We start from the raw sequence: 24,553 nt of genomic DNA, 5'->3' as shown, positions 1-24,553 counted from the left end.
CGTGCGGAATTGGTCCGGCCGGCCCGCGCCCTGCCCGGGCACCGGCGGCGGGCGTCAGTGCCGTTCGCCCGGAGACGAGGTCCCGGGCGTCAGCGCAGTTCGTCCGGACACGGGGTCCCGGGGGGCAGTTGGTAGGGGGCACCGAGCCGGTACACGCCGGGGCGCGGGGCGAGCAGCTCCGTCCACTCGTCGCCGTACTCGTCCTCCTCCAACTTGATCAGGCAGCCGTTGGTGTTGGCGAAGGACTTCGGGGTGTCCTCGTCCGCACGCCGCTTGGAGGCCTCGGTCTCCTGCGGCCGCTCCAGGCTCCTGCCCTCCTCGTCGACGACGGCGAGCCACGGCGAGTACGGGATACGGATCAGTACCCGGCCGGCCTTCTTCACATGGATGGTCAGCTCCTCGGCACCGGCCTTGTCCACCGTCGCCGGCGGATCGGCCATCGGCACGGGGCTGTCGACCGCGAAGAGCCGCCAGTTCTCGTCGGACCAGATCGCCTTGAGGTACGGCAGTCCCTTGTCGACCAGCTCCGTCTCCTGGACGGCGCCGCTGGAGTCCGGGTCGCCCTTCGGCAGCACCACGTAGTGGACGGCCCAGCGGTCGAGCCACTGGCGGTAGTTGACCGGGTTCAGGGTGTCGTCGTAGAAGAGCGGGTTGCGCTCCATGTCGGCCTGCCGGTTCCACCCACGGGCCAGGTTGACGTGCTGCAGCATCGCGGCCGCCTCCCGGTGGCTGCTCGGGGGGACCACCTCGACCCGGCCCCGGTCGGCACCGACCTGCTGGAGCTGATCGACGAGCGGAGCCAGCGCCCGCGCCCATGACGCGGTGGGCGCGGTCCGGACGATGTCGTCGACGCCCTTGAACCCGATCCAGAAGTTCAGTCCGGCGAACGCGATGACCAGCGCGTACCACTTGCGTGAGCGGGGCACGGTGTACGGCAGGGCCGCGAGCAGCACCACCCCGGCGAACAGCATCGCCATCCGCGAGATGTTCGAGCCGATCTGCGAGTCGATCACGTACGTCAGCAGCGTCCCGATCCCGTAGACGGCGGCGGCGGTGCGCACCGTCCTCCAGTCGCCCGGCACCAGGAAAAAGACGAGAGCGGCGAAGACGAACGGCAGCGACAGCGTCGCGATCGACATCGGCTGCGTACCGGAGAAGGGGAACAGCCACGCGGACAGGGCCACCACCGCGACCGGCGCGAGCCCCAGGGCGTACGCGCCGGGGCGCCGATTGTTCAGGAACAGCGCGGCCGCGATCACACCGAGGAAGAGTCCGGCCACCGGGCTGCCCGCCGTCGCGAGCGCGGCGAGGGGTGCGGCGACGGCCGCCTTCGCCCAGCGCTTGTACCGCCAGCGGTGCGGCCAGCAGAACACCGCCGCCACCGCGCCGACCGCGAACATCATGCCGAGCCCGAACGTCACCCGGCCCGACAGCGCGTTGCACAGATACGCGAAGACACCCGCCATCGAGCAGGCCAGCGGATTGCGCACCGCCTTCACCCGGTACAGGATCAGCGCGGTCAGTCCGGACGAGACCGTCCCGACGATCATCATCGTCGTGCGTACGCCGAGCAGCGACATCAGATAGGGCGAGACGACGCTGTACGAGACGGGGTGCATGCCCCCGTACCAGGCAAGGTTGTACGCCGTTCCGGGGTGCCGGCCGACGAACTCGGCCCAGGCGTCCTGGGCCGCGATGTCACCGCCGCTGTTGGCGAAGAAGAGGAACCACAGGACGTGCACGGCCGCCGCCACGGCGGTCGTCAGCAGCACCGGGTGCCGCAGACAGCGTTGCTTGAGGCCGTCGAGCCCTTCTGGGAACCCACCCGTCCCGTCCGGACCGCCGGCCCCGGCGGGCGCCTCCGTGGAGCCTGCGTTGCGCTTCGCCCGTGTCGGCTCGGCAGTGGTCACTGCGACTCTCCCCGTCCCTCCCCGGACGCGTTGGAACCGCCGGCTTGCCTGCTCGGGTCTCATGGGCGGGAAGACGCGTTCCAGGGTCCACGCGTTGCCCCCGGGACGCTAACACGCACACTCTCGTCGCCGCCCCGGAACAGCCCGTGAGGTGGCTCGCACCTCGGCGGACGCCGGATGCGGAGGTGCCCTGCGGGAGTGGATCCCGCAGGGCACCGGCGGTGCGCGCCGGGCCGGCGCGGACGCGTCAGCCGATCCGCGTCAGCTTCTGGCCGAAGGTGGGGTCCTTCAGGTCCTGCTGGAGGGCGACCGGGGCGCTGACCTTGCCGGGCCCCGTACCCACGGTCACCACACCGACCTTCGTGCCCGCCTTCATGCTGCGGGAGATCTCCTTGCCGGCGTCCTTCACGGACAGCTCGACCTTGAGCCCCGGCCAGCCCTTCGCCTTGAGATCAGCGGTCGCGACCAGCGGCGTGCGGCCGCCGAACCCGTCGTCGACGTATCCCACGACATCGCCCTTCTTGACGACGGTGGCGGACGTCACGGCCTTCTGCACGTCCTTGATCAGATCGAGGCTGTTGTTCAGCGCCATCACCAGGCTGTCGTACGGCTGGCCGGTGCCCGCCTGCTGCCCCATGACCGCGCCGTAGATCCACAGCTTCTTGCCGTCCACGACCGTGTTGGCGGACCAGACGAGGTTGCCGCCGGCCGGCGTGGAGGAGCCCGTCTTGATGCCGCTCACGCCCGGCTGAAGCAGGATCGTGTTGTTGTTGTAGATCGTCGGGGCGACGCCGTCGATCTTGATCTGGGGAGTGTCGACGATCTCCCGCAGCACCTCGTTCTGCATCACGGCCCGGGCCAGCTTCAGCTGGTCGACGGCGGTGGACACCGTCGTCTTCTTCAGCCCGCTCGGGTCCGTGTACGTGGTGCCGTTCATCCCGAGGTCCTTGGCCGCGGCGTTCATCTTCGCGACGAACTCGGTCTCGGACGAGTCCCAACGTGCAAACAGGCGCGCGGCGTTGTTGCCGGAGGGGATCATCAGGAGTTGCAGCAGCTGCTTCTCGGTGAACTGCTGCCCCTTGGAGATCGGGGCGGTGGACTCGTCACCCAGCTTGGACTCGTCCTCCGCCTGCTGGTCGACGGTGATCTTCTCGCCCTGCTCCTTGCCGGTGAGCGGGTGCTCCTTGAGCACCACGTACGCCGTCATGATCTTGGCCACGCTGGCGATGGGAGCCGGCTTCTGCGCCCCCGACGAACCCATCGTCCCGACGCCGTCCACGGTGACGGCCGACTGACCCTGCTCCGGCCAGGAGAGGTTCAGGCCGTCGCCCTTGAAGGTGTACGCGGACTCCGCCGTCATCGTGAGTGCGGGGACCGGCAGCGGACGCACCATCTGCACGATTGCAAACACGAGCAGCAGCAGGAGGACCAGCGGGGTCCAGATCTTGACCCGGCGCACGGCCGTGCGGACCGGGGTCTCCGGCGGCGGCGGGGTGTTCGTCAGTTCGGCCAGCAGGTCGAGCGGCGGCCGGGGCGGCATCGGCTGCTGCCGGGTCCGCTCGGCGCCGCTGAGCGACGCGGCTGGCGGCTGCTGGCCCGCACCGGGAGGCGCGGGGCGGGCAGGTGCGAGTGCCTCGGGCGCGCGGGGCGCGGGAGCCGGCCGTACATCGTCCGCACGCAGCGGTACGAACGTGCTGGTCCGCTCTGCGGGGGCCTCCGGCTCGGATCCGGTCTCCGGCTTCTGCTCGGCGGGGGGCGGGGTGATCTTCAGCGCGGTCGTCGGCTGGTCGACGCGGGGCAGCCTCGGCGCCTTGAAGACCGCCGTCGCCTGATCGATCCCGCGGTCGTCCCCGGCAGGCTGCGCTTCGTCGCCGGACTCCTCGCGGCTCCGCGGTACGCGTGCCTCGGAAGCGCTGTCCGGGACAGCGCTGCCGGAAGCGGCATCGCGGGTAGCGGCGTCTCCGGTAGTGGCATCGGCGGAGTCGGCGTCGTCGGTCGCATCGCCGTCGGAAGCCGCATCGTCGGAAGCGGCAACAGAGTCGTCGTCCGAGGCCTCGGAGGCGTCGGCGTCGGCGGATCCGGTCGGCGTCCCGCCGTCCTCGGGCGCCGCGTCCTCACCTCGCGACTCCGCAGGCTCCACGGCCGCCGCCTCGTCGGAACCGTGAGCGGGCTTCGCAATCGCCCCGGCATCGGTGTCGGTGTCGGTGTCGGTAGCGGTGTCGGTAGCGCTAGCGGGCGTGTCGCTCTTCGCGTCGCCGCCCTCCGCGTCCTCGCCCTTGGACACCCACGCGGCCACGGCGGCGCGCAGCCGCGCATCGCCCTCCTCGGGCTCGGCAGTCTCCGCCGGCTCCCGCGTGGGCTCGTCCTCGGCGGCCTTCAGCGCCTCGGCGGGCTCCACGGCCTCGGCGGGCTCCACAGGCTCCTCGGGCTCCGCGTGCGCCTCCGAGGCGTCCGGGGCGGCCCCAGAGGCCTCTGCCGGGCTCTCAGCGCCTTCTGGGGGCCCTGCTGCGTCACGTTCGGCGCCCTCGGCGGCCTCGGCCGCCGCAGGAGCCACCTCGTCCGGCTCCGCCGAGTCACTCGAAGCGGACTCACCGGCGTCCGCGCCGGCGTCAGCGGCAACGTCGACCTCGGTGCCGGAATCGCCATCGCCATCGCCATCGGCGCCCGCAGGCCCCGCACCCTCCGCCTCGTCCACTGCCCCGCCCTCGGCGGCCTTCGCCGGCGTTCCGGACGACGCCGGCGTACGGAAAACGGCCGTGGCCGTGTCCACACCGCTCCCGGACTCCACCGGAGAGCCGGGTTCACGGAACACGGCAAGACGCGGATCGGCGTCGCTCCGAGTCGTTCCCGACGACTTCTGCTGCTCCGACTTGTCGGGGGACTCGCCCGCCACCGATGCCTCCTCCATGCGGCGCGGGGACATCCCCGCGCTGTCCGAACCATCTACCAGTGTCCCGTGTGAACCCTTGGCCGGGCTGCTAGACGAGAACGACATACCTACTGGTTCCCGTATAAAGCACCCAGGCGCCCTCGACAGACAGATGTGAGAGGGGTCACCCTGTCACTCATCCACGCGGGGAGGCATGGATGGGCAGGAGCCGCAGAACAATTCCGGAGGAGCTTCTGTTGCTCGCTCTGGACCCGACCACGGGTACCACAGCGCAGCCGCAGTCGCTCGACCTCGGCCTCGCCGGAGCACAGCTAGTAGAGCTGGCTCTGGCAGGACGGATAGCCCCTGATGGGGATCGTATCGCCGTGGTGATGCCACGGCCGACAGGAGATCCGACTCTGGACTCCGCACTGGAACTGCTGCGCAGACGCGGCAGCCCGGTCCGGGCCGTCCACTGGATCGGCGGACCCCGGCTGGGGCTCCGCCAGATTTACCTCGCTCATCTGGAGCGGTGCGGCATGGTGCATGCCGTGGCGGGCCAGATGTGCGGAGTGCTGCCGACAACTCGCTACCAGGCGACGGACACGGCAATCAGCCGGGACATCAGAGCCAGGCTGGACAGTGCGATCCGCACCGGCGTACCGCCGGACCCGCGGACCGCGGCGCTCGCCGCGCTGGCCCACGCGGTCGGACTCGGCAAGCACCTGTACCCCGGGAACGAGGGGCGCTCCTCGCGCTCCCGGCTCCGGGACCTGATCAGGCACGACCCCATGGGCGGTCTCGTGGCGCACGCCGTGATGGACGTCCAGAACGGGGCGGTCGCACAACCGCGCCGCAACCAGGCGGCCGGCGTTCCGTTGCAACAGCAAGTGCAGTCGCAGTCACGCCGCGACAGCATGGCGCACACCGCGGTCCACTGAACCTGGGACCGCACCGGCCTGACGCAGCACCCGCACCACCACGCACCACCGCAACAACCGAATACCGCCGCGCCGACGTCCCCAAAGACCCGGTTCGGGAGCCGCACCAAGCGCGGGGCAGCCGGTACCACCGGCTGCCCCGCGCCGCTGCGTGTGGCCGTTTTCCAGCGCGGCCGGGGGAACGGGTGGCAATCTGCTGAGCAGTAGATACGCACAGCTACATAGCCGGAGGTGCCGTTTCCGTGCCGTCCAACGTCAATCCCACCGTCAGGCGACGCCGGTTGGGTCAGGAATTGCGCCGACTGCGCGAGATCAAGGGCATGACGGCCGAGGAGGTCGCGGAGCGGCTGCTGGTCTCGCAGTCCAAGATCAGCCGCCTGGAGAACGGCCGCCGCTCCATCAGTCAGCGCGACGTGCGCGACCTCTGCGGGGTGTACGAGGTCGAGGACCACCGGGTCGTCGACTCGCTCATGCAGATGGCCAAGGACTCCCGCCAGCAGGGCTGGTGGCATGCCTTCGGTGACATCCCGTACAGCGTCTACATCGGCCTGGAGACCGACGCCGAGTCGCTGCGGGTGTACGAACCCCAGGTGGTGCCCGGCCTGTTGCAGACCCGGCAGTACGCCGAGGCCCTGATCAACGGCGCGCTGCCCGAGGCCCCGCAGACGGACATCGACAAGCGCGTCAGCGTCCGCGCGCGCCGCCAGGACCGGATCACCGACCCCGAGCACCCGTTGCGCCTGTGGGCGGTCATCGACGAGTCCGCGCTGCGCCGGCTGGTGGGCGGCAAGCAGGTGATGATCGAGCAGCTGGAGCGCCTGGTGGAGCTGTCGCACCTGCCGCACGTGACCGTCCAGGTGCTGCCGTTCGACATGGGCGCACATCCGGGCATCAACGGGCAGTACGCCATTCTGGAATTCCCGGACGCCGCGGATTCCAGCGTGGTCTATATCGAGGGCGTCACCAGCGACCTCTATCTGGAGAAGGCGAATGACGTCCAGCGGTACAGCGTCATGTACGAGCACCTGAGGGCACAGGCGCTGAATGTGGAACAGACCCGGCATTTCATCGACAGGATCGCGAAGGACTACACCCGCCTGAACGCAGCGTGAAATCCGGATGGACGGGCGCTTAAACCAGCCAGCCCACAAAGTCCGGTATGAGAGAAATGAAGCGATGTTACGAGTGAGGCGACGGCACGGTACACCGTCGCCACCTCGCAATGGAAGACCTACGTGGTATATACCATCCGGTCGAGTGAACGACCCCTTCACTCAGGGAGCTTGGCGAGTAGCGTCGATCACGCCACCGGGGAATCCGATGGCGCTCACACAACTCTTTGAACCGGAGTGAACATGGCCATTCGTCAGGGTGCTACGGAAAACTGGACGAAGTCGTCGTATTCCGGGGGCAACGGCGCCTGCGTCGAAGTCAAGTCCCCTCTTGTGCAGGCGATCGCCGTACGTGACTCGAAGGCGCCCGAAGGCCCTTCGCTCACCTTCGTCCCCGGCGCCTGGAGTGCGTTCGTGCGTGATGTCGCCGAGGGCTCCCTCAACGCCTGAGCGATGTCCTCCTTGAGCCGCACCGCTCCAGGTGCTGCCGGTTGCCCTCTCGTCCGGCTCGCCGTCCTGGCCGAGGGGGCTCCCCGCGCGACAGCGGGGAGCGAGCCCACCGCACGGCAGTGCCCGTCGCCCGGTTCACCGCAGCTGGTCGACGTACCGATCCGTTCCCGGCACGGTCGGGATGAACGGCGCCATCAGCTCCACCCGCCCCAGACCTGATTCCGCCACCGCCGCGCCGAGCCCGGCGAAATGCTCCGCCCAGCACGCTCGCGGATCCTCCTGGAGGAACCAGAGCAGGGTCAGCCGGGAGTCGACGCCCTCGACCTGCTTCACATAGGTCATCCGGTCGCCCGGCAACGGCGTGGGACGGAACACGGTCACCATCGCCGCGGGCGACCCGCTCAGCCGCTTCGGCAGATGCCGCGAGCGCAGCCACTCCAGCAGCTCGGCGCGCTGCTGCGGTCCTTCACTGTCGATCACCTCCAGGACCAGCCCGCGGTACGGATGATCGAGGGCATGGAAGTCCCGGGGGCCCGCGGCCCCGTCCCGGTAGACCGTCGCCTCGTGGTCCTGGAACGCCGTGAAGACGTGGGTACGGTCCTGGTAGACGCGGCCGTCGCGGTTCAGCCGCTTGTTGATGCCGACGGTCCACTTCATGTGGTCGTCGTAGCGCCCGTCCGTCACCCAGTACGTCGACAGGTAGCACCCGGCACCGACCGGCTGCGCGATCGCGGACTCGTCCGGGTATCGCAGCTCCTGGAGCTCCCGCGTGGCCACCCAGCGCCGACCGGAGAACATCCAGGGCATCGCCATCGCGCCGGCGTAGAAGTGGTCGTCCTCGTACCAGCGGTTGTACGCGAACTCATGCCCCCGGTGCGGCTCCACCATGGTGATCAGCGCGTGACCGGGGTGGACTCCGTACGGCCCCAGCGCGGCCAGTTCGGCGTAGGTGTCGCTCCGCGTCCCGCCGTCCCGCACCCCTTCACCCTTCGCTCCCTCGCCCATGCCGTTCCCCTTCCGTACTCCGCCGGAGGGACCTACTCTGACGCCCCGTCAGAAAAACTGCCAGAGCCGGGAGGCGCCGATGTTGCTCGCGGGAAGGACCGTCATCGTGTCCGGGGTGGGTGCCGGGCTCGGGCATCGGATCGCCGCCACGGTCGTACGGGACGGGGGCAACGCGGTGCTCGGCGCGCGCACCGCGGCCAACCTCGCCAAGTCGGCCGCCGAGATCGACCCGGAGGGTCTGCACACCGCGCACCTGGCCACCGACATCACCGACGAGGCGCAGTGCGAGGCGCTCGCGGCGCTGGCCGTCGAGCGGTTCGGGCGGATCGACGCGGTGGTCCATGTCGCGGCCTGGGACAGCTACTTCGGCGGCGTCGAGGACGCCGACCTGGACACCTGGAAGGCGGTCGTCGACGTCAATCTGCTCGGCACCCTGCGGATGACGCGCGCCTGCCTGCCCGCCCTCAAGGAGCGGGGCGGTTCGGTCGTCGTCATCGGCACACAGTCCGCGGTGGCGGCACCGTCCCAGGTGCGGCAGGCGGCGTACGCGGCCTCCAAGGGTGCGCTCACCTCGGCGATGTACTCCATGGCGTGGGAGTTCGGACCGCACCGGATCAGGGTGAACACCGTACTGCCGGGCTGGATGTGGGGGCCGCCGGTGCAGGCCTACGTGCAGTTCACCGCCCACACCGAGAAGGTGCCCGAGTCCGAGGTACTGGGGAGGCTCTCGGACCGCATGGCGCTGCCGGAGCTGGCGACGGACGGCGATGTGGCGGAGGCCGCGGTCTTCCTGGCCTCCGACCGGGCTCGGGCGATCACCGGGCAGTCCCTGCTGGTCAACGCCGGCGAGCTGATGCGCTGACGCGCGGGCCCGCCCCGCAGGGGGTTCGGCAGGATCAGATCTCCTCCTTCTCGGCCGCACGGGACCCGCATCCCGTGCGGTCTTTCTGTGCTCTTCGGCGCTCCTGGACGTTCTTGGGTTCTCTGCACAGCCTGACGAAGTGCCCGCTCATGGTGTGGCCGCCGTCACGTTCGCGACAACGCCCTCGCCGGTCAAGAACAAGCAAAATCGTTCGACTTACTGATCCGCGTTCACATCCCTGACCGCTGCAGACCTTGACCGAGGGACCGAACAGGCGGTTCAATCCCCGAAGTCCCCGCTCCCGCACGGGGACCCCGCTGAACGGCCGTACTGACGAAGTGCGTACCCGTTCACAAGGCGGACCCCAGGAGGGGGCACATGAACAGTCTCGACTGGGTCGTGCTCATCGGCTACTTCGGCGTGATGATCGCGATCGGACTCTGGTCCCACAAGCGTGTCGACAACGTCAGCGACTTCTTCACGGCCGGCGGCAAGATGCCGTGGTGGCTTTCCGGCATCTCGCACCACATGTCCGGCTACAGCGCCGTGATGTTCACCGGCTACGCCGGCATCGCGTACCAGTACGGCGTCACGTCCTTCGTGACGTGGTCGCTCCCCATCGCCATCGGCATCGGCATCGGCGCCAAGCTCTTCGCTCCCCGGCTGAACCGGCTGCGCTCGCGCCTGCACGTCGCCTCGCCGCTCGAATACCTGAAGAACCGCTACAACATCCAGACCCAGCAGGCGCTCGCCTGGTCCGGTCTGCTGCTGAAGATCGTGGACGTGGGCGCCAAGTGGGCGGCCATCGCCACGCTGCTCTCCGTCTTCACGGGCATCACCCTGACCCAGGGCATCTTCATCACCGGCCTCATCACGGCCGTCTACTGCACGGTCGGCGGCCTGTGGGCCGACGCGCTCACCGAGCTGGGGCAGTTCGTCATCCAGCTGTTCGCCGGTATCGCGATGCTCGTCACCGCGATGAGCAAGCTCGACGGCGTCAGCACCCTGTGGACCGTCTGGGACAAGCTGCCGGAGGGCCACACGGACCCGACGGCCGGTCCGTACACCGTGACCTTCCTGCTGGCGTACCTGTTCATCAAGACCTTCGAGTACAACGGCGGCATGTGGAACCAGGCCCAGCGCTACATGGCCACGGACTCCGCCGCCTCCGCGACCCGGTCGGCACGCCTCTCCGCCCTCCTGTGGCTGGTCTGGCCGACGGTCCTGTTCTTCCCGATGTGGTGCGCCCCGCTGCTCGTCCACGCGCAGAAGCCGGACGCCTCGGACAGCTACGCGCTGATGACCGAGCAGCTCCTGCCGCACGGTCTGCTGGGCCTGGTCGTCGTCGGCTTCTTCTCGCACACGATGGCGATGTGCTCCTCGGACGCCAACGCCATCGCGGCGGTCTTCACCCGCGACATCGCCCCGGTCTTCTCCAAGGCCGCCCGCAACTGGAGCGACCGGGCCGGCCTGATGGCCGCGCGGCTCTCCACGCTCGGCTTCCTGGGCCTGTCCATGGCGCTGGCGACCCAGATCAACTCGCCGACGTTCAAGGACATCATCTCGGTCGTCATCAAGTGGGTCGCCGGTCTGATGGGGCCGATCGCGATCCCGTTCATGCTGGGTCTGCTGCGCAGGTTCCGTAAGTCCGGGCCGACGGCGGCGCTCACCAGCTGGGCCGCGGGCCTGCTGGCGTTCTACTTCACCAACTACAACTTCGACGGCTCGGTGAAGACGGACGTCGCCCTGCAGTACCAGGTGGCGCTGCCGCTGGCGATCTCGCTGGTGCTCTACATCGTCATCGGCTTCATCAAGCCGGAGGACACCCCGGAGCGCGACGCGATCATCGAGCAGATCAACTCGGACGGCGACGGTTCCCGGACCGGTGCACCCCTGCCCGTCCAGCGCGGCCCCGAGGACGTCGAGGTCGTGGAGGGCGCCAAGGGCGTGAAGGACTGACGCCTGCGGCTGTACGCAGGTGCGGGGCGGGGTTACGGATGCGGCGGCTTCCGTAACCCCGCCCCGCACCTGTTCCCGGGCTCAGCCGCGCGGGTAGCGGGCCAGCCAGCCCGGTGCGGCGGCGGCCGGACCGTGCAGCGCGGGTCCCTGTGTCATCTCCATGGCGAAGTCGTCGGCGAGTTCGAGAAGGGTGGGGCGCCCCTCCAGCTCGGCCAGCCAGGCCGGGGGCAGCGCGGTCTCGCCGTGCAGCGCACCGAGCAGCGCCCCGCACAGGGCCCCGGTGGCCGCGGAAGGCCCGCCGTGGTTCACGGCCAACCGCAGCCCGTGCCGGATGTCCTCGCCGACGAGGGCGCAGTACACGGCCACGGCGAGGACCTCCTCTGCGGAGTCCGTGGCGCCCAGCGACTCGATGAGCGCGGGGCCCGGGATGCCCTGGCGCACGGTGCCGAGGGCCTGCTGGAGCGCCTCGGTGACGGGTTCGTGGCCCGGCCGCTCGGTGAGCAGGGCCAGCGCGTGCTGCACGGAGCCGTCCAGCGTCTCGCCGCGCGCCAGCCCGTGCACGATCACCGCGAGGGCGCCGGCGGACAGCAGGGCGGTGGGGTGGCCGTGGGTCTGGGCGGCGCACTCCACGGCGAGCTGGAGCACGAGCTGCGGCTCCCAGCCGACGAGCAGCCCGTAGGGCGCGGAGCGGGTGAGCGCGGCCGAGTCGTGCGCGGCCGGGTTCTTGGGCCGGTCGAGGGTGCCCATGACGGTGTCGCCGAGGCCGCCCAGGCACTCGCGGGTGGGTGCGCGGCGGCTGTAGAGCCACTCCTGCGTGGCGAGCCAGCCGTTGTCCTTGCGCCGTTCGTCGGGCCCCCAGTCGTGCTGGGTGGCGGCCCAGCGCAGATGGGCCTGGTGCACATCGGTGGGCGGGTGCCAGGCGCCGGTGTCGCGGCGGACCTGGGCGCGGATCAGCCCGTCGACGGTGAACAGGGTGAGCTGGGTGACCGAGGTGACGAAGCCGCGGCCGCCGTGTGCGGGGACGAAGTCGGTGACGGCGTCGGCCCCGTGGGCCTCGCGGATCTCCTCCAGCGTGAGCCCGCTGACGCCCGCGCCGAGCGCGTCCCCGATGGCGCCGCCGAGCAGTGCGCCGCGTACCCGGCTGCGGAAGTCCTGCTGTTCGGCACGGCCCCAGACAGCGGTGGTCGCTGAGCTCACCGTGCCCCTTCCCTCGGTCGGTCGGTCCGTTCCCGTGTGCGACTGTTCGGTAACTGCGCAGCACTGTAACCGAACGACCACGGGGCCGACGGGGCCGGAACGGTATGTACGAAGTTGCTGGTTCGGTTCAGTTTTGCGCGGCAATCTCCGGGGATTGCCCCTGCATCCGGCCGCCCCTGCTGTGTGCGATCCGCAGTACGTCCCCGAGCGATTCGACGGCCCGGGTGAGCGCGAACCGCACCGCTCGCTCGCCCGCAGCCCGGTCCGCCAGCACGGCCCGCGTCCCGGCCCACACCTGCTCGCCGCACTCGATCTGCTCGTCCTCCATGGCGTCGGCCAGCCGTGACATCAGGCTGTCGGGATCGTCGGTGCTGAGCCAGCACGGCTTGCCCTCCGGGGAGGCCCAGGGAAGGAGGCGCGGAGGAAGGTCGGTCATGACTGCTCCTGACGGTCGGTGAGCGGGTACGTGCCACCGACGGGTGACGGTGACGGAACGTGCCCCGATGATTACGCGACCGCCGTACGCTCGGACAGAGGGACACGCTTGCCCGTACGCAGGACAACGGAGGGCCGCCGATGACCGAACTCACCCCCGCGGACGAGGAGTCGGGCCGCGCCGCGCTCGGGCGCGCACTGCGCTACCTCCGCGAGAAGGCCGGCCTGTCCCTCGGACAGCTCGCCGAGAAGACGCGCTACGACAAGAGCTACCTCTACCGCCTGGAGGTGAGCCAACGCCTGTCCAAGCTCGCGGTGATGGAGGACCTGGACTGGTTCTACGACTCCGGTGGCCTGCTGGTGCAGCTCTGGAAGGTGGCGCGCAAGGAGGTCTTCAAGGACCGGTACAAGGAGTTCATGCGGCTGGAGCCGACGGCCCGCATCATGCACCTGTTCACGCTCGGTATCCCGGGCCTGCTCCAGACGGAGGAGGTGGCACGGGAGCTGCTGTCCGGCGCCCAGGAGAGCGACGCCGAGGCCGAGTTGGTGGAGGAGCAGGTCATCGTGCGCATGGGCCGACAGCAACTGCTGCACCGCAGGCCGGCGCCCTCCGTGCGGATCATCATGGACGAGTACGCGCTGCGCCGTCCGGTCACGGACCCCAAGGCGTGGGACGAACAGCTGACGCACCTCGTCGACATGAGCGAGGTGTCCTCCGTCGTGCTCCAGGTCCTGCCCTTCTCTGCCGGGGCGCACCATCTGATGGATGGTTCCCTGACGTTGCTGTGGCAGGACGACGCGAGCGCGGTTGCCTACACGGAAGGCAACGGATGCGCGGAGTTGATCGAGGATCCGGCCGCCGTGACGCGCTACCGGCTGTCCTACGATCGGCTCCGGGATCTGGCGCTGCCCCCGCCGGATTCCACCGCGTTCATCAGGGGTGTCCTGGAGGAGCACAGATCATGAGCCGTATCCCCGACCTCTCCGCAGCGGCCTGGCGCAAGTCCACCTACAGCGACGGCGGTGCCAACAACTGCGTCGAGGTGTCGGACAGCTTCCCCGGCCTCGTCCCCGTGCGCGACAGCAAGACCCCCGCCGGTCCCGCGCTCGTCTTCGGGCCCGGGGCCTGGTCCGCGTTCGTGGGGTTCGCCGGATCAGGGGCACGCCCTCGCTGAGGCGATCGCTCGCACCGGCGGCCCGACGGGCCGGATCACGGTCCGGAGGCTGCCGGCGGCCGCCCGTCAGCGGTTCGGCCTCGTGCCCGAGCGCGGCGGCGTCCCGCATCTCGCGGACCGGCTGATCCCTCTACGGGGCGCGGTCGGCTTCCGTGAGGCGGGCGGCTGCCGCGCCACGGACGGCCGTTGGGTGAAGAGGGGCGGGACCTACTGCTCCGACGCGCTCGACGGTTCACCACCGCAGGCCGCGGTACGAGCCGCTGCTCGGCGTGCGCCCCGCGTACCTGAACTCGGGCTTCACGGAGGCGGGGAAGAGGGTCGGCTCCTTCACCCCGTACGAGAAGCGCGCGCCTGGCCGGACGCCGGGCACATCCGCGCGCTGAAGCGGGACCTGCCGGTGGGCCGGGCGGACCGCCGGACCGGTCCGCCGCACGCCGCGGGACCAGTCCGAATTCCGTTGCGGGGCGAGACCCGCGGAGCGATGATCGCGCGATGGCATCTCCTCACCCCGACGGCCGCGCCGGAATCGACGCCGCGCTCGTGAAGCGTCTGATCGCCGGCCAGTTCCCGCAGTGGAGCGGGCTGCCCGTGACACCGGTCGAAGTCGACGGGTGGGACAACCGGACCTACCGACTCGGCAACGCCATGACGGTCCGGCTGCCCACTGCCGCCGGGTACGCCCCCGCGGTGGAGAAGGAGCACCACTGGCTGCCCCGTCTCGCCCCGAGGCTGCCGGTCGCTGTTCCGCCGGTGCTGGCCCTGGGGGCGCCGGGCGAGGGCTATCCGCATCCGTGGTCGGTCCGGCGCTGGTTGCGGGGCGAGACAGCCGCTCGGGGCCGTATCGACGATCTACCGCAGTTCGCGGTCCAGGTGGCCGAGTTCGTCCGCGCCCTCCAGGGCTGCGACGCGACGGGCGGCCCGCTCGCCGGGGAGCACAGCTGGTACCGCGGCGCCTCGCCCGCCCATTACGACGAGGAGACCCGGCGCTGCCTGGCCGCGCTGGAGGGCCACGTCGACACGGACCGGGCTCGCGCGGTCTGGGACGCCGCCCTCGCCGCCGAGTGGCACGGGGAACCCGTGTGGTTCCACGGCGATATCGCCTCGGGCAATCTGCTGGTCGACGGCGGCGAGTTGTCGGCGGTCATCGACTTCGGCACGTCGGGCGTCGGCGACCCGGCCTGTGACCTGGTGATCGCGTGGGGGATGTTCTCCGGCGACAGCCGGGAGGCGTTCCGGCGCGCGGTCGGCCAGGACGCCGGGACCTGGGCGCGGGCGCGGGGCTGGCTCCTGTGGAAGGCGCTGCTGAACCTGACCGGGTTCCTCGGAACGGACCGGGACCGGGCCGCGTCGGAGCTGCGTGTCATCGATGCCGTGCTGACCGATCACGACCTGTTCGGCTGACACCGGGGCCCGTCTGCCACAGCCCTTCCCTGCCGCCGCGCCATTCTGCCGTTCTGCCGCCCTGCCGTCGTGCCGTCCTGGAGCGCCGCCGGGCGGTTGCGTGGCAATGGGTGAAGAAACACGACAGATGGTGTCCGGTTTTACCTCCAGCATGGGGGCACCGGTCGTCATCCATGTCGTACGGCCGGGGCCGGCAGGCACGAGCGACCTCAAGGGGATTCATGTCCGACACATCGAAACCAGCACTCCAGGGAAAGATCGCGCTGGTCGCGGGGGCCACCCGGGGTGCCGGGCGCGGTATCGCCGTCCAGCTCGGCGCAGCGGGTGCGACCGTCTACGTCACCGGCCGCACGACCCGGGAACGGCGCTCGGAGTACGACCGGCCCGAGACGATCGAGGAGACCGCGGAACTCGTCACCGCCGCGGGCGGGACCGGCATCGCGGTGCCGACCGACCACTTGGTGCCCGACCAGGTCCGCGCGCTGACCGAACGCATCGATGCCGACCAGGGGCGGCTCGACGTGCTCGTCAACGACATCTGGGGCGGCGAGCGGCTGTTCGCGTTCGACAAGCCGGTGTGGGAGCACGACCTGGACGACGGACTGCGGCTGCTCCGGCTCGGCGTGGAGACGCACGCGATCACCAGCCACTTCGCGCTTCCGCTGCTGGTGCGGCAACCGGGCGGGCTCGTGGTCGAGATGACGGACGGGACGTCCGCGTACAACGCGGCGAACTACCGCAACTCCTACTTCTACGACCTGGTCAAGAACAGCGTGCTGCGCATGGCGTTCGTGCTCGCCCACGAGCTGAAGCCGCATGGCGGGACGGCGGTGGCGCTCACCCCGGGCTGGCTGCGTTCGGAGATGATGCTCGACGCCTTCGGCGTGGCCGAGGAGAACTGGCGCGACGCGCTGACCGAGGTGCCGCACTTCTGCATCTCGGAGAGCCCCGCGTACGTCGGGCGCGCGGTCGCGGCTCTGGCCGGTGACGCCGACCTTGCCCGCTGGAACGGTCAGTCGCTGTCCAGCGGGCAGCTCGCCCGGGAGTACGCGTTCACCGACCTCGACGGTTCGCGGCCCGACTGCTGGCGCTACCTGGTCGAGGTGGACGCCGCCGGGAGGCCGGCGGACGCGACGGGATACCGGTGACGGCCGCCTCCTGGGCGGCCGTTCAGGCGGCTCGGGCCGGTCGCCGGCACTGGCGCGGCGACCGGCCCGGGAGTCGCGGGACAGCCCTTAGCTGGTCATGCTGCGCGCCGAGGAGTAGATGTCGAGAACGGCGAGGCACAGGGGGACGAGCGCGAGGAGGAGGATCACCTCGGCCAGGTCGGAGAAGCGGCCCCAGAAGGGGGACAGCCCCTTCTTCGGAATGATCAGCGCGATGCCGACCAGCAGGGCGGCACCGGCGGTGACGGCCGCGGCGAGCCACAGGGTACGGATGTCGAGCGGTCCGCGGTCCTGTTCCGTCAGGAGCTTGATGACGGCGTCGGCCGGCGGGTTGAGCGAGAGCCCCAGCACCAGCAGGCCGAGGGAGGCCAGGCCCGCACCCAGCACCGCGACGACCTGGGCGGTGTAGCGGAAGAGCCGTGCCCGCAGCAGCATGGCCAGGCCGGCGACCAGGGCGAGGGCCTGGCCCCAGACGTTGGAGGAGAAGCCCAGGACGGCGGCAGCCGCGACGACCACCACGCAGCAGCCTCCGGCAAGGCCCAGCAGCAGCTCGTGCCCGCGCCGGGCCTGGGCCGCGATGCGCTCGGCGTCGACGGGACCGCGGTCGCCGGCACCCGGCTCGCGGTCGAGGTCGGCGTCCGTCGTGGGGCGGGGGGCCGCGTAGCCGATCGGCAGGTGGGCCACCCTCGCGGAGAGTCCGGGGAGGAAGGCCACGGCTCCGATCGCGACCACCGCGCAGACGGCGGCGGTCTCGCTGGGACTGGCTTCCGTGAGGATCGCGCAGAACGTCGCGAGGGTGCCGACCGCCGAGGCGAAGACGACGGCGACGAAGGGCGCGTCGCCGGACGGCATCGCGGCGACGAGTCCGGCGGAGAAGCAGAGCACCGTGGCACAGCCGAGCAGGAACTGGAGGCGCCCGATGCCGACGCCCGGATCGAGCGCGAGGATGCCGGACCCGGCGATCATCAGGTGCGGCAGAGCCGCGAGGCCGAGCGCGATCGCGGAGGCCCGGTCGCCGTAGCTCCGCGCCCTGATGGCGGCGAGCGTGACGAGCAGGACACCCACGACGCCGGCGACGATGCCCGGCAGGCCGTGCATGTCGTGCTGGACCGGGTCGGAGAACCAGAGCACGAAGCCCATGAGTACGAGAAGGAGCGCACCGCCGAAGAGGCCGGAGGCGCGGAACAGCTGGTCGCTCCAGAGGGCGCGGTCGCGGCGGACAGCGGAAGCGACCGCGTCGGTGACGTCGTCGAAGACGGCCGGCGGCAGCGATTCGGCGAAGGGCCGAAGCCGCAGGACGTCCCCGTCCAGGACACGCTGGACGGCCATCGGGTGGGTGAGGTCCAGGAGGGTGCCGTCGCGGCGGACCAGGTGGTAGCCGGGTGGTGCCCCCGGGGGCGTGGTCTGGCCGGTCAGCCGCAGGATCTCCGGAAGGAGATCGGCGACCGCGACGTCGTCCGGGAGGGCGACGTCGATGCGGCTGTCCGGTGCCACGACCGTTATTCGGCAAAAACCGGTTGAAAGGGTCGAACTCACCTGATACATCCCCCTGGTTCGTTGTGCACCGCGCTCCTGGGCAAGAGCGTCACCCTATCGGGGGCGCCTGCACGGACTGCACGTAGGATTATCGGCACGCGGAGGTAGGTCGCTGCCACGGGGGTGCCGGCCCACAACTCTCCGGGCCGCACTGAGGGATTGATTCGCCGGTGACCCAGATCGTCGTCAAACGCCCGCCCCGGGCCATGCCGCCTGAGACGTCCGCGGCGGAAGTAAGACTTGAGTCGCCTCCTGAACTGCCGCGCGGGCAGCAGGAGGGCATGGCCATGCAGCTGCTGCCGATGCTCGGCATGGGCTCGTCCGTGGTGTTCTTCTTCATGCCCGGCTCGCAGCCGTTCATGAAGATCATGGGCGTCATGATGCTGATGTCGACGGTAGCCATGGCGATAGCCCAGGTGATGCGGCACCGCAAGGGAACCCAGGGCGAAGCCTCGGAAGGCCGCCGGGACTACCTGAAGTATCTGGCGCAGACCCGGCGCAAGGTGCGCAAGACCGCGCGGGCCCAGAGGGACGCGCAGTTCTACCTGCACCCGGACCCGGACCAGTTGTGGTCGCTGGTGGCCGAGGGCGAGCGGCTCTGGGAGCGGCGGATCGGCGACAACGACTTCGCCCAGGTCCGCGTGGGTCTCGGACCGCAGCAGCTGTGGACGCCGCTGGTGGCTCCGAGCACCGCGCCGCTGGACGAGCTGGAGCCGCTGTCGGCCGGAGCCATGCACCAGTTCCTGGCCGCTCACGGTTCGCTCGACCGGCTTCCCATGGCGGTATCGCTCCGCGCCTTCTACCACGTCGTGTTCTCGGGCGAGCCGGGTCCGGTGCGCGCTTCGGCACGCGCGATGGTGGCCGGCCTGGTCGCGCTGCACTCACCCGACGACCTCATGGTCGCCGTGGCGGCGTCCCCGGACGTGACCGACGAGTGGGACTGGACGAAGTGGCTGCCGCACGCCCAGGTCCCCGGGTCGTCCGACGGCGCCGGCACGAAGCGGCTGTTCGCCGACAACCTGGCGGAGGTCGAGGAGCTGCTCAAGAACACCCTCACGGGCCGGTCGAGGTTCAACCGCGAGGGATCACCGCTCCTCGACCAGCCGCACGTGATCGTCGTGCTGGACGGCGCGCTCGTCCCGGCGGAGTCGCTGCTCGCCTCCTCGGAGGGACTCCAGGGGGTGACCGTCGTGGAGATCGTTCCGGAAGAGCTCGACGAGCCGCGCGGCCAGCTGCACATCGCCGTACGGCCGGGACGGCTCCGGCTGGAGTCGGCCGCGGCCACCTATCACGGCACGCCCGACCTCCTGCCGGTCGAGACCGCGGAAGCCCTGGGGCGTCAGCTCGCCCCGCTGCGGATGGGCATCGGGTCGGAGGACGACGAGCCTCTGCTCGCCAACCTGGACTTCACGGATCTGCTGGGGATCGGCGATCCGGCAGCGGTGGACACCAACACCGTCTGGCGGCCGCGTTCCACGGCCGACCGGCTGCGCGTACCGATCGGCATCGGCGAGGACGGCTCGCCCGTCATGCTCGACCTCAAGGAGGCCGCGCAGGAGGGTATGGGCCCGCACGGACTGTGTGTGGGTGCGACCGGTTCCGGCAAGTCCGAGCTGCTGCGCACCCTGGTGCTCGGTCTGGCGGTCACCCACTCCTCCGAGACGCTCAACTTCGTCCTCGCCGACTTCAAGGGCGGCGCGACGTTCGCGGGGATGTCCGAGCTTCCGCACGTCGCCGCGGTCATCACCAACCTGGCGGACGACCTCACCCTGGTCGACCGCATGCGGGACTCCATCACGGGTGAGCTGCAGCGCCGCCAGGAGCTCCTGCGTTCGTCGGGCAACTACGCGAACCTCACCGACTACGAGAAGGCGCGCGCCGCCGGTGCCCCGCTCGAACCCCTGGCCTCGCTCGTCCTGGTGATCGACGAGTTCAGCGAGCTGCTCACCGCGAAGCCCGACTTCATCGACATGTTCATCCAGATCGGCCGTATCGGCCGGTCCCTGGGCGTGCACCTGCTGCTCGCCTCGCAGAGGCTGGAGGAGGGCCGCCTGCGCGGTCTGGACACCTATCTGTCCTACCGGATCGGTCTGCGCACCTTCTCCGCCGCCGAATCCCGTACCGCTCTGGGCGTGCCCGACGCCTACCACCTGCCTTCGGTACCCGGCTCCGGGTTCCTCAAGTTCGGCACCGAGGGGATGACCCGCTTCAAGGCCGCCTACGTGTCGGGCACCTACCGCCCGGGGGTCACCCCCGTCGTGGGCAGCGGCGAACTGCCCATCGACCGGCGCCCCGTGCTCTTCACCGCGGACCCGGTGGCGGTCCACTACCCCGAGCCCGATCCGCACGTCTCCTACAGCCCCGGTCAGGGAACGCCCGACGCGCTGGCTGACACCGTCCTCGACGTCATCGCACGCCGCCTGGAGGGTCAGGGACCCCTCGCTCACCAGGTATGGCTGCCGCCCCTGACCGAGGCCCCGTCCCTCGACCAGATGCTGCCGCCGCTGGCGGTGACGCCCGAGCGCGGACTCCACTCCCCGCAGTACGACCGGAACGGCGCCCTCGTCGTCCCCTTCGGTCTGGTGGACAAGCCCTTCGAGCAGCGCCGCGACTCGCTGGTACGGGACTTCTCGGGTGCCGCCGGTCACATGCTGATCGTCGGCGGCCCCCGCTCCGGCAAGTCCACCCTCCTGCGTGCGCTCATCGGCTCCTTCGCCCTCACGCACACGCCGCACGAGGTGCAGTTCTACGGGATGGACTTCGGCGGCGGCGGCATGATCGCCGTCGAAGGGCTGCCTCACGTCGGCGGAGTGGCCTCCCGGCTCGACCCGGAGAAGATCCGCCGCACGGTCGCCGAGGTCTCGGGGATCCTCAACCGGCGCGAGGAGTTCTTCCGGGACAACAACATCGACTCGATCGCCACCTACCGACGGCTCCGCGCCGCCGGCCAGCTGCCGGGCGAGCCGTGGGGCGACGTCTTCCTGGTCATCGACGGCTGGCAGTCCTTCAAGACGGACTACGAGTTCCTGGAGCCCGTCGTCGCCGACATCGCCGCCCGCGGTCTGGGGCTCGGCGTCCACCTGATCGCCACGGTCGCCCGGTACATGGAGATGCGGGCGGCGCTCAAGGACCAGTTGCTCAACCGGCTGGAGCTGCGCCTCGGCGACCCGACCGACTCCGAACTGGACCGCAAGATCGCGGTGAACGTCCCCGTCGGCACACCGGGCCGCGGCCTGACCGCGGAGAAGCTGCACTTCATGGGCGGGCTGCCGCGCATCGACGACTCCGCGGGCTCCGGCGACGACCTGTCCGAGGCCACCGCGGCCTTCGTGCGGGCCGCGACGGACAACTGGCCCGGCCCACACGCCCCGCAGGTCCGCATGCTGCCCAGGATGCTGTCCGCGCGCGAGCTGCCGAGCGGTCCCGAGCAGTCGCGCGGCGGTGTCGCCTTCGGTATCGACGAGATGAACCTCGCACCGGTCTTCGTCGACTTCGACACCGATCCGCTGTTCGCGGTCTTCGGTGAGTCGGAGTCCGGGAAGAGTGCGGTGCTGCGGCTGCTCATCAAGCAGATCACCGAGCGGTACACCCCGCAGGAGGCGTTGATCTGTGTCGGTGACTACCGGCGCAGCCTGCTGGAGTGCGTGCCCGAGCCGTACCTGGTCGGATACTCGACGACTCAGAACGCGTTCGACAAGTACCTCCAGGACATGAACACCCTCATCACCAGCCGCATCCCCGGCCCCGATGTGACCCCGCAGCAGCTGCGCACGCGCAGCTGGTGGCGGGGGCCGCGGGCGTTCATCATCGTCGACGACTACGACCTGGTCGCGACGTCGTCCGGCAACCCCATGGCGCAGCTGGTCGACAACCTGCCCTACGCACGCGACGCAGGCGTCAACTTCATCATCGCGCGCAGCAGCGCAGGAGCGGGTCGCTCCTCGTACGAGCCCTTCATGCAGCGCTTCAAGGAGCTCGGCGCCCAGGGCGTCGTCCTGTCCGGCCACCCCGGCGAGGGCGAACTCCTCGGCGACGTGAAGGCCCGCCCGCTGCCTCCGGGCCGCGGCCTGTTCGTCTCCCGCCGCGGGGCACCCGCCCTGATCCAGACGGGCTGGCTGCCGCCGGACCTGGGCTGAGCGGGTCACGGAGGAAACGGAGGAGGGGGTCGGCCCGGTTTCGGGCTGACCCCCTCCTTCGATACGCGCCGAGACGGCACCTCTTCTACGCGCCGGCCTTGCCCGGGTTCCAGGGTTCGACGGTGTACTTTCCTGGCGCGAAGCGCTCGACTGCCTCAACGATCAGGGCAGCGTGATGCGGCCTCCGCCGGCGCCAGAGGGAGCTTCCGAGCGAGTAGAGAATGACCATCTTCCGCCCGCCCCCGCCGATCGGCCTGTCCGGGAGAGCCCCGTCCTTCAGCTCCAGTAGCAGCAGGCTCTGCCTGCTGTTGAACCGGACCTGGTCGATATCAGCCCACCGCACGGTCTCGGTGCCCCCACGCCGCACCTTGCTCATGCCCGCCGGATCGATGCGCAGGGCCGGCGTTCGCGACACCAGGGCGACCAGCGGCAGCAGGGCCACCACCCCTCCCAGCACCGGTAGTCCTACGTATCCGGCGACACCGGGCTCGCCCATGAACCCCATGTCCTCACCCATGATCAGTACACCGATCACAAAGAAAACGAGTCCTTCGAGGAGCACCAGGCAGAGCATCGCCGCGAGGATCAACCCGAGGTAGAACCCGCCGCGGCGCGCCCGCTCAGCGGGGAGCGAGAGCCCTTCGGTGGTGTTGGAGGGTGTGGTCATGGTGTTTCCTTCGTTGAGGTTCGGGCGGCGAGTGCATGACGCTCAACTCCTCGCCGGCGAAGCGTGAGGGACATCCCGTATGAGCTGGCCAAGCTGGCAGCGCAATGTCAACACGTGAACTGCCACGGTCCCTCCCCTGGTTTTCAGTCGCCCGACGGGCCGGGTAGTCATGCCCGTCATCACTGAGGACATGCTGCACACCGTGCTCCGCCGCCGTGCGCACGGCGAGCCGGCTCGTCCCGCGATGCGCGGACCCACAACTCGACAACTCGGGACTCGCGGGCTCACAGCTCCTTGATCTGTGTTGCGGCCATATCGATCAGGATCCCCGGATACTGACGCTTGATCTCGCGCAATGCACCGAGCCGCCCACCCTCATGACGCGCAAAACCCGGCGACACGATCGCGACGCCGGGTTCCGTTGCACTGCGCCAGGATGACGCCCGGCGCTACGTAGAAGGCGACCCTGCCGACACCGGACAGCGCCGAACGCAAGGCGGCCTCATGAGTGCCAGTTCCGACCTCGACGGCCGCGGGACAGGGCGTGGAGCGGTCACAGCGACTGAACGAGCTTCAGGGCTTCGGGCAAGGGGCACCGAGGGAATTGGCGCCTGAACCGGCGGGCAGCCACCAGCAACCCCTTTTCGTCACGGATCCGGCGAAGTTCCGCCTCGTTCGTCACGATCGACCGCAATGCTTCGGTGGACCCGAACTGTCCGTACCAGTCCTTCTGGCGCCGCCGCTGCGCGTATCCCTCGCCACAGGCCGGAAGGAGAACGAACAGGGCGTAAAGAAGGATCATCAGCGGCACGCTATGAGGCCGGACAGAGAACAGCGCATAGAAGCAGGCCAAGGCCACACCCCACAGCGTTACTCGAATCCAGTGCATACGAGACCATCACCCATCATTCCGAGATTCTGCCTTCCCGCCTCATCAAGCACTGCTGGGTGAGCAGAAGCTCCGCCCGCCTCGCAGCTCCATCAGGCCGTTGCGACCGGCCACTTACCGTTCGGGAAGGCGCTGTTGTCGTTGGCCTCACCCTTGGCAACGGCTACCTGAGCGGCCTGTGCTGTCAGCACCCCGACCAGGGTCACCACGAGCCCGGTGATGATGCCGGCGTCCGACGCCGCTTCTGCGACACCGGCAAGAAGCCCTGCCCACGAGAACACGACGGAGCCCGCAGCCACGGCTGCCGCGATCATGACGACGATCGCCTTGATCAAGACAGCCAGCAGTGCCAAATAGAACGCCGCCCCGGCAACCGCGCAGATCGTCAGTGCCGTCGCGAGCTTGTCCGCACTCGTCTCGATCTGGGTAGCGGCGGTCGGCTGGCCCTTCACGGCTGCGGCGTACGCGTCGGCGCCCTCCCCCTTCCAGCTGAGGGGTGCCTTGAGTGCTTCGCCTGCAGTGTTCCCGGCAACGCCTGACACCTTGCCGCGGATCGACGCCCCTTCCCATTCCTGAGCATCCAGGTAGAACATAACCGGCGCGACAGCACCCTGGAGGCATTCGACGATCTTGTCCAGGATCCAGGATCCGAGTTCGATCATCTTGTTCGCAAACCAAATCAGCGGCTTGGCGATGGCATCCGGCACATACCAGTGATTCACTGCCGACTCGGCGGCCGGACCGATTGCCTGCAGCTTGGCCTGCATCTTGACGACTCCGGAGTTCAGCTTCTCCACGGTCGCCTCTGTTTGAGCTACGTTGAACGCCATTTCAAGTCCCTCG

19 protein-coding genes are annotated in these 24,553 nt (G+C 69.9%); 10 read left to right on the top strand and 9 right to left on the bottom strand.

Annotated features, from left to right (window positions below):
• Positions 1 to 89: 89 nt before the first annotated feature.
• Together OG538_RS21450 and OG538_RS21445 are read right to left on the bottom strand one after the other, a co-directional pair.
• The gene (locus tag OG538_RS21450) at positions 90 to 1,910 is read right to left on the bottom strand and encodes an MFS transporter (protein WP_406095942.1); all 1,821 of its coding nucleotides are present in this window, start codon (positions 1,908 to 1,910) and stop codon (positions 90 to 92) included.
• Positions 1,911 to 2,157: 247 nt separating this feature from the next.
• Positions 2,158 to 4,803: a serine hydrolase gene (locus OG538_RS21445; protein ID WP_406100248.1), complete on the bottom strand. Its 2,646-nt coding sequence runs from the start codon at positions 4,801 to 4,803 to the stop codon at positions 2,158 to 2,160.
• Positions 4,804 to 4,997: 194 nt separating this feature from the next.
• Here OG538_RS21445 and OG538_RS21440 point away from each other — a divergent pair, with 194 nt between their 5' ends.
• From OG538_RS21440 to OG538_RS21430, 3 genes are all read left to right on the top strand, one after another.
• Positions 4,998 to 5,720: a GPP34 family phosphoprotein gene (locus tag OG538_RS21440; RefSeq protein ID WP_352124161.1), complete on the top strand. Its 723-nt coding sequence runs from the start codon at positions 4,998 to 5,000 to the stop codon at positions 5,718 to 5,720.
• Positions 5,721 to 5,962: 242 nt separating this feature from the next.
• Positions 5,963 to 6,832 (top strand): helix-turn-helix domain-containing protein, encoded by an 870-nt coding sequence (locus tag OG538_RS21435; protein WP_406095940.1) that lies wholly within the window; start codon positions 5,963 to 5,965, stop codon positions 6,830 to 6,832.
• A gap of 243 nt (positions 6,833 to 7,075) precedes the next feature.
• Positions 7,076 to 7,282 (top strand): DUF397 domain-containing protein, encoded by a 207-nt coding sequence (locus OG538_RS21430; RefSeq protein ID WP_406095938.1) that lies wholly within the window; start codon positions 7,076 to 7,078, stop codon positions 7,280 to 7,282.
• 135 nt (positions 7,283 to 7,417) lie between these two features.
• Here OG538_RS21430 and OG538_RS21425 read toward each other — a convergent pair whose 3' ends face one another.
• Positions 7,418 to 8,287: a hypothetical protein gene (locus OG538_RS21425; protein ID WP_406095937.1), complete on the bottom strand. Its 870-nt coding sequence runs from the start codon at positions 8,285 to 8,287 to the stop codon at positions 7,418 to 7,420.
• 79 nt (positions 8,288 to 8,366) lie between these two features.
• On the opposite strand from OG538_RS21425, the gene OG538_RS21420 reads away from it, so the two are divergent.
• Both OG538_RS21420 and OG538_RS21415 read left to right on the top strand, forming a co-directional pair.
• The gene (locus tag OG538_RS21420) at positions 8,367 to 9,149 is read left to right on the top strand and encodes an SDR family oxidoreductase (RefSeq protein ID WP_406095935.1); all 783 of its coding nucleotides are present in this window, start codon (positions 8,367 to 8,369) and stop codon (positions 9,147 to 9,149) included.
• A gap of 378 nt (positions 9,150 to 9,527) precedes the next feature.
• Positions 9,528 to 11,108, top strand: a complete 1,581-nt coding sequence (locus OG538_RS21415) for a sodium:solute symporter family protein (protein ID WP_406095933.1) — start codon at positions 9,528 to 9,530, stop codon at positions 11,106 to 11,108.
• Positions 11,109 to 11,189: 81 nt separating this feature from the next.
• Here OG538_RS21415 and OG538_RS21410 read toward each other — a convergent pair whose 3' ends face one another.
• Both OG538_RS21410 and OG538_RS21405 read right to left on the bottom strand, forming a co-directional pair.
• Entirely contained in the window at positions 11,190 to 12,305 is a 1,116-nt protein-coding gene (locus tag OG538_RS21410) for an ADP-ribosylglycohydrolase family protein (protein WP_406095931.1), read from the bottom strand.
• A 127-nt stretch (positions 12,306 to 12,432) separates the two neighbouring features.
• The gene (locus OG538_RS21405; RefSeq protein ID WP_406095929.1) at positions 12,433 to 12,741 is read right to left on the bottom strand and encodes a hypothetical protein; all 309 of its coding nucleotides are present in this window, start codon (positions 12,739 to 12,741) and stop codon (positions 12,433 to 12,435) included.
• Between the two features lie 140 nt (positions 12,742 to 12,881).
• On the opposite strand from OG538_RS21405, the gene OG538_RS21400 reads away from it, so the two are divergent.
• The 4 genes from OG538_RS21400 to OG538_RS21385 all read left to right on the top strand — a co-directional run bounded on the left by OG538_RS21400 (position 12,882) and on the right by OG538_RS21385 (position 16,464).
• Positions 12,882 to 13,706, top strand: a complete 825-nt coding sequence (locus OG538_RS21400) for a helix-turn-helix domain-containing protein (RefSeq protein ID WP_406095927.1) — start codon at positions 12,882 to 12,884, stop codon at positions 13,704 to 13,706.
• Positions 13,703 to 13,915 carry a DUF397 domain-containing protein gene (locus OG538_RS21395; protein ID WP_406095925.1) on the top strand — a complete coding sequence of 71 codons (213 nt, stop codon included), beginning with the start codon at positions 13,703 to 13,705 and terminating at the stop codon, positions 13,913 to 13,915. The genes OG538_RS21400 and OG538_RS21395 overlap by 4 nt, the downstream gene beginning before the upstream one ends.
• Before the next feature lie 492 nt (positions 13,916 to 14,407).
• Positions 14,408 to 15,316, top strand: a complete 909-nt coding sequence (locus tag OG538_RS21390) for an aminoglycoside phosphotransferase family protein (RefSeq protein WP_406095923.1) — start codon at positions 14,408 to 14,410, stop codon at positions 15,314 to 15,316.
• 221 nt (positions 15,317 to 15,537) lie between these two features.
• A complete protein-coding gene (locus OG538_RS21385; protein ID WP_406095921.1) occupies positions 15,538 to 16,464 on the top strand; it encodes an SDR family oxidoreductase in 927 nt (308 codons plus the stop codon).
• Between the two features lie 87 nt (positions 16,465 to 16,551).
• Here OG538_RS21385 and eccD read toward each other — a convergent pair whose 3' ends face one another.
• A complete protein-coding gene (eccD, locus tag OG538_RS21380) occupies positions 16,552 to 18,027 on the bottom strand; it encodes a type VII secretion integral membrane protein EccD (protein WP_406095919.1) in 1,476 nt (491 codons plus the stop codon).
• Between the two features lie 161 nt (positions 18,028 to 18,188).
• Between eccD and eccCa the strand changes: the two genes are divergently transcribed.
• Positions 18,189 to 22,154 (top strand): type VII secretion protein EccCa, encoded by a 3,966-nt coding sequence (gene eccCa / locus OG538_RS21375; RefSeq protein WP_406095917.1) that lies wholly within the window; start codon positions 18,189 to 18,191, stop codon positions 22,152 to 22,154.
• An 85-nt stretch (positions 22,155 to 22,239) separates the two neighbouring features.
• On the opposite strand, the gene OG538_RS21370 is transcribed toward eccCa, so the two are convergent.
• The 3 genes from OG538_RS21370 to OG538_RS21360 form a co-directional block, all read right to left on the bottom strand.
• Positions 22,240 to 22,821 (bottom strand): PH domain-containing protein, encoded by a 582-nt coding sequence (locus OG538_RS21370; RefSeq protein WP_406095915.1) that lies wholly within the window; start codon positions 22,819 to 22,821, stop codon positions 22,240 to 22,242.
• Between the two features lie 553 nt (positions 22,822 to 23,374).
• Positions 23,375 to 23,710 (bottom strand): hypothetical protein, encoded by a 336-nt coding sequence (locus OG538_RS21365; protein WP_406095914.1) that lies wholly within the window; start codon positions 23,708 to 23,710, stop codon positions 23,375 to 23,377.
• 92 nt (positions 23,711 to 23,802) lie between these two features.
• Positions 23,803 to 24,540 (bottom strand): hypothetical protein, encoded by a 738-nt coding sequence (locus tag OG538_RS21360; RefSeq protein ID WP_406095912.1) that lies wholly within the window; start codon positions 24,538 to 24,540, stop codon positions 23,803 to 23,805.
• Positions 24,541 to 24,553: the final 13 nt, after the last annotated feature.

This window comes from Streptomyces sp. NBC_01013 (genome assembly GCF_045162765.1).
Taxonomy (GTDB): domain Bacteria; phylum Actinomycetota; class Actinomycetes; order Streptomycetales; family Streptomycetaceae; genus Streptomyces.
This window is presented reverse-complemented; position numbering and strand designations above follow the sequence as displayed.

Excerpts from the sequence above, each read along its gene's own strand:
- OG538_RS21440 (WP_352124161.1), top strand. The coding sequence starts at position 4,998 with ATGGGCAGGAGCCGCAGAACAATTCCGGAGGAGCTTCTGTTGCTCGCT.
- OG538_RS21430 (WP_406095938.1), top strand. The coding sequence starts at position 7,076 with ATGGCCATTCGTCAGGGTGCTACGGAAAACTGGACGAAGTCGTCGTAT.
- OG538_RS21425 (WP_406095937.1), bottom strand. The coding sequence starts at position 8,287 with ATGGGCGAGGGAGCGAAGGGTGAAGGGGTGCGGGACGGCGGGACGCGG.
- OG538_RS21420 (WP_406095935.1), top strand. The coding sequence starts at position 8,367 with ATGTTGCTCGCGGGAAGGACCGTCATCGTGTCCGGGGTGGGTGCCGGG.
- OG538_RS21415 (WP_406095933.1), top strand. The coding sequence starts at position 9,528 with ATGAACAGTCTCGACTGGGTCGTGCTCATCGGCTACTTCGGCGTGATG.
- OG538_RS21405 (WP_406095929.1), bottom strand. The coding sequence starts at position 12,741 with ATGACCGACCTTCCTCCGCGCCTCCTTCCCTGGGCCTCCCCGGAGGGC.
- OG538_RS21400 (WP_406095927.1), top strand. The coding sequence starts at position 12,882 with ATGACCGAACTCACCCCCGCGGACGAGGAGTCGGGCCGCGCCGCGCTC.
- OG538_RS21395 (WP_406095925.1), top strand. The coding sequence starts at position 13,703 with ATGAGCCGTATCCCCGACCTCTCCGCAGCGGCCTGGCGCAAGTCCACC.
- OG538_RS21390 (WP_406095923.1), top strand. The coding sequence starts at position 14,408 with ATGGCATCTCCTCACCCCGACGGCCGCGCCGGAATCGACGCCGCGCTC.
- OG538_RS21385 (WP_406095921.1), top strand. The coding sequence starts at position 15,538 with ATGTCCGACACATCGAAACCAGCACTCCAGGGAAAGATCGCGCTGGTC.
- eccD (WP_406095919.1), bottom strand. The coding sequence starts at position 18,027 with ATGTATCAGGTGAGTTCGACCCTTTCAACCGGTTTTTGCCGAATAACG.
- OG538_RS21370 (WP_406095915.1), bottom strand. The coding sequence starts at position 22,821 with ATGACCACACCCTCCAACACCACCGAAGGGCTCTCGCTCCCCGCTGAG.
- OG538_RS21365 (WP_406095914.1), bottom strand. The coding sequence starts at position 23,710 with ATGCACTGGATTCGAGTAACGCTGTGGGGTGTGGCCTTGGCCTGCTTC.
- OG538_RS21360 (WP_406095912.1), bottom strand. The coding sequence starts at position 24,540 with ATGGCGTTCAACGTAGCTCAAACAGAGGCGACCGTGGAGAAGCTGAAC.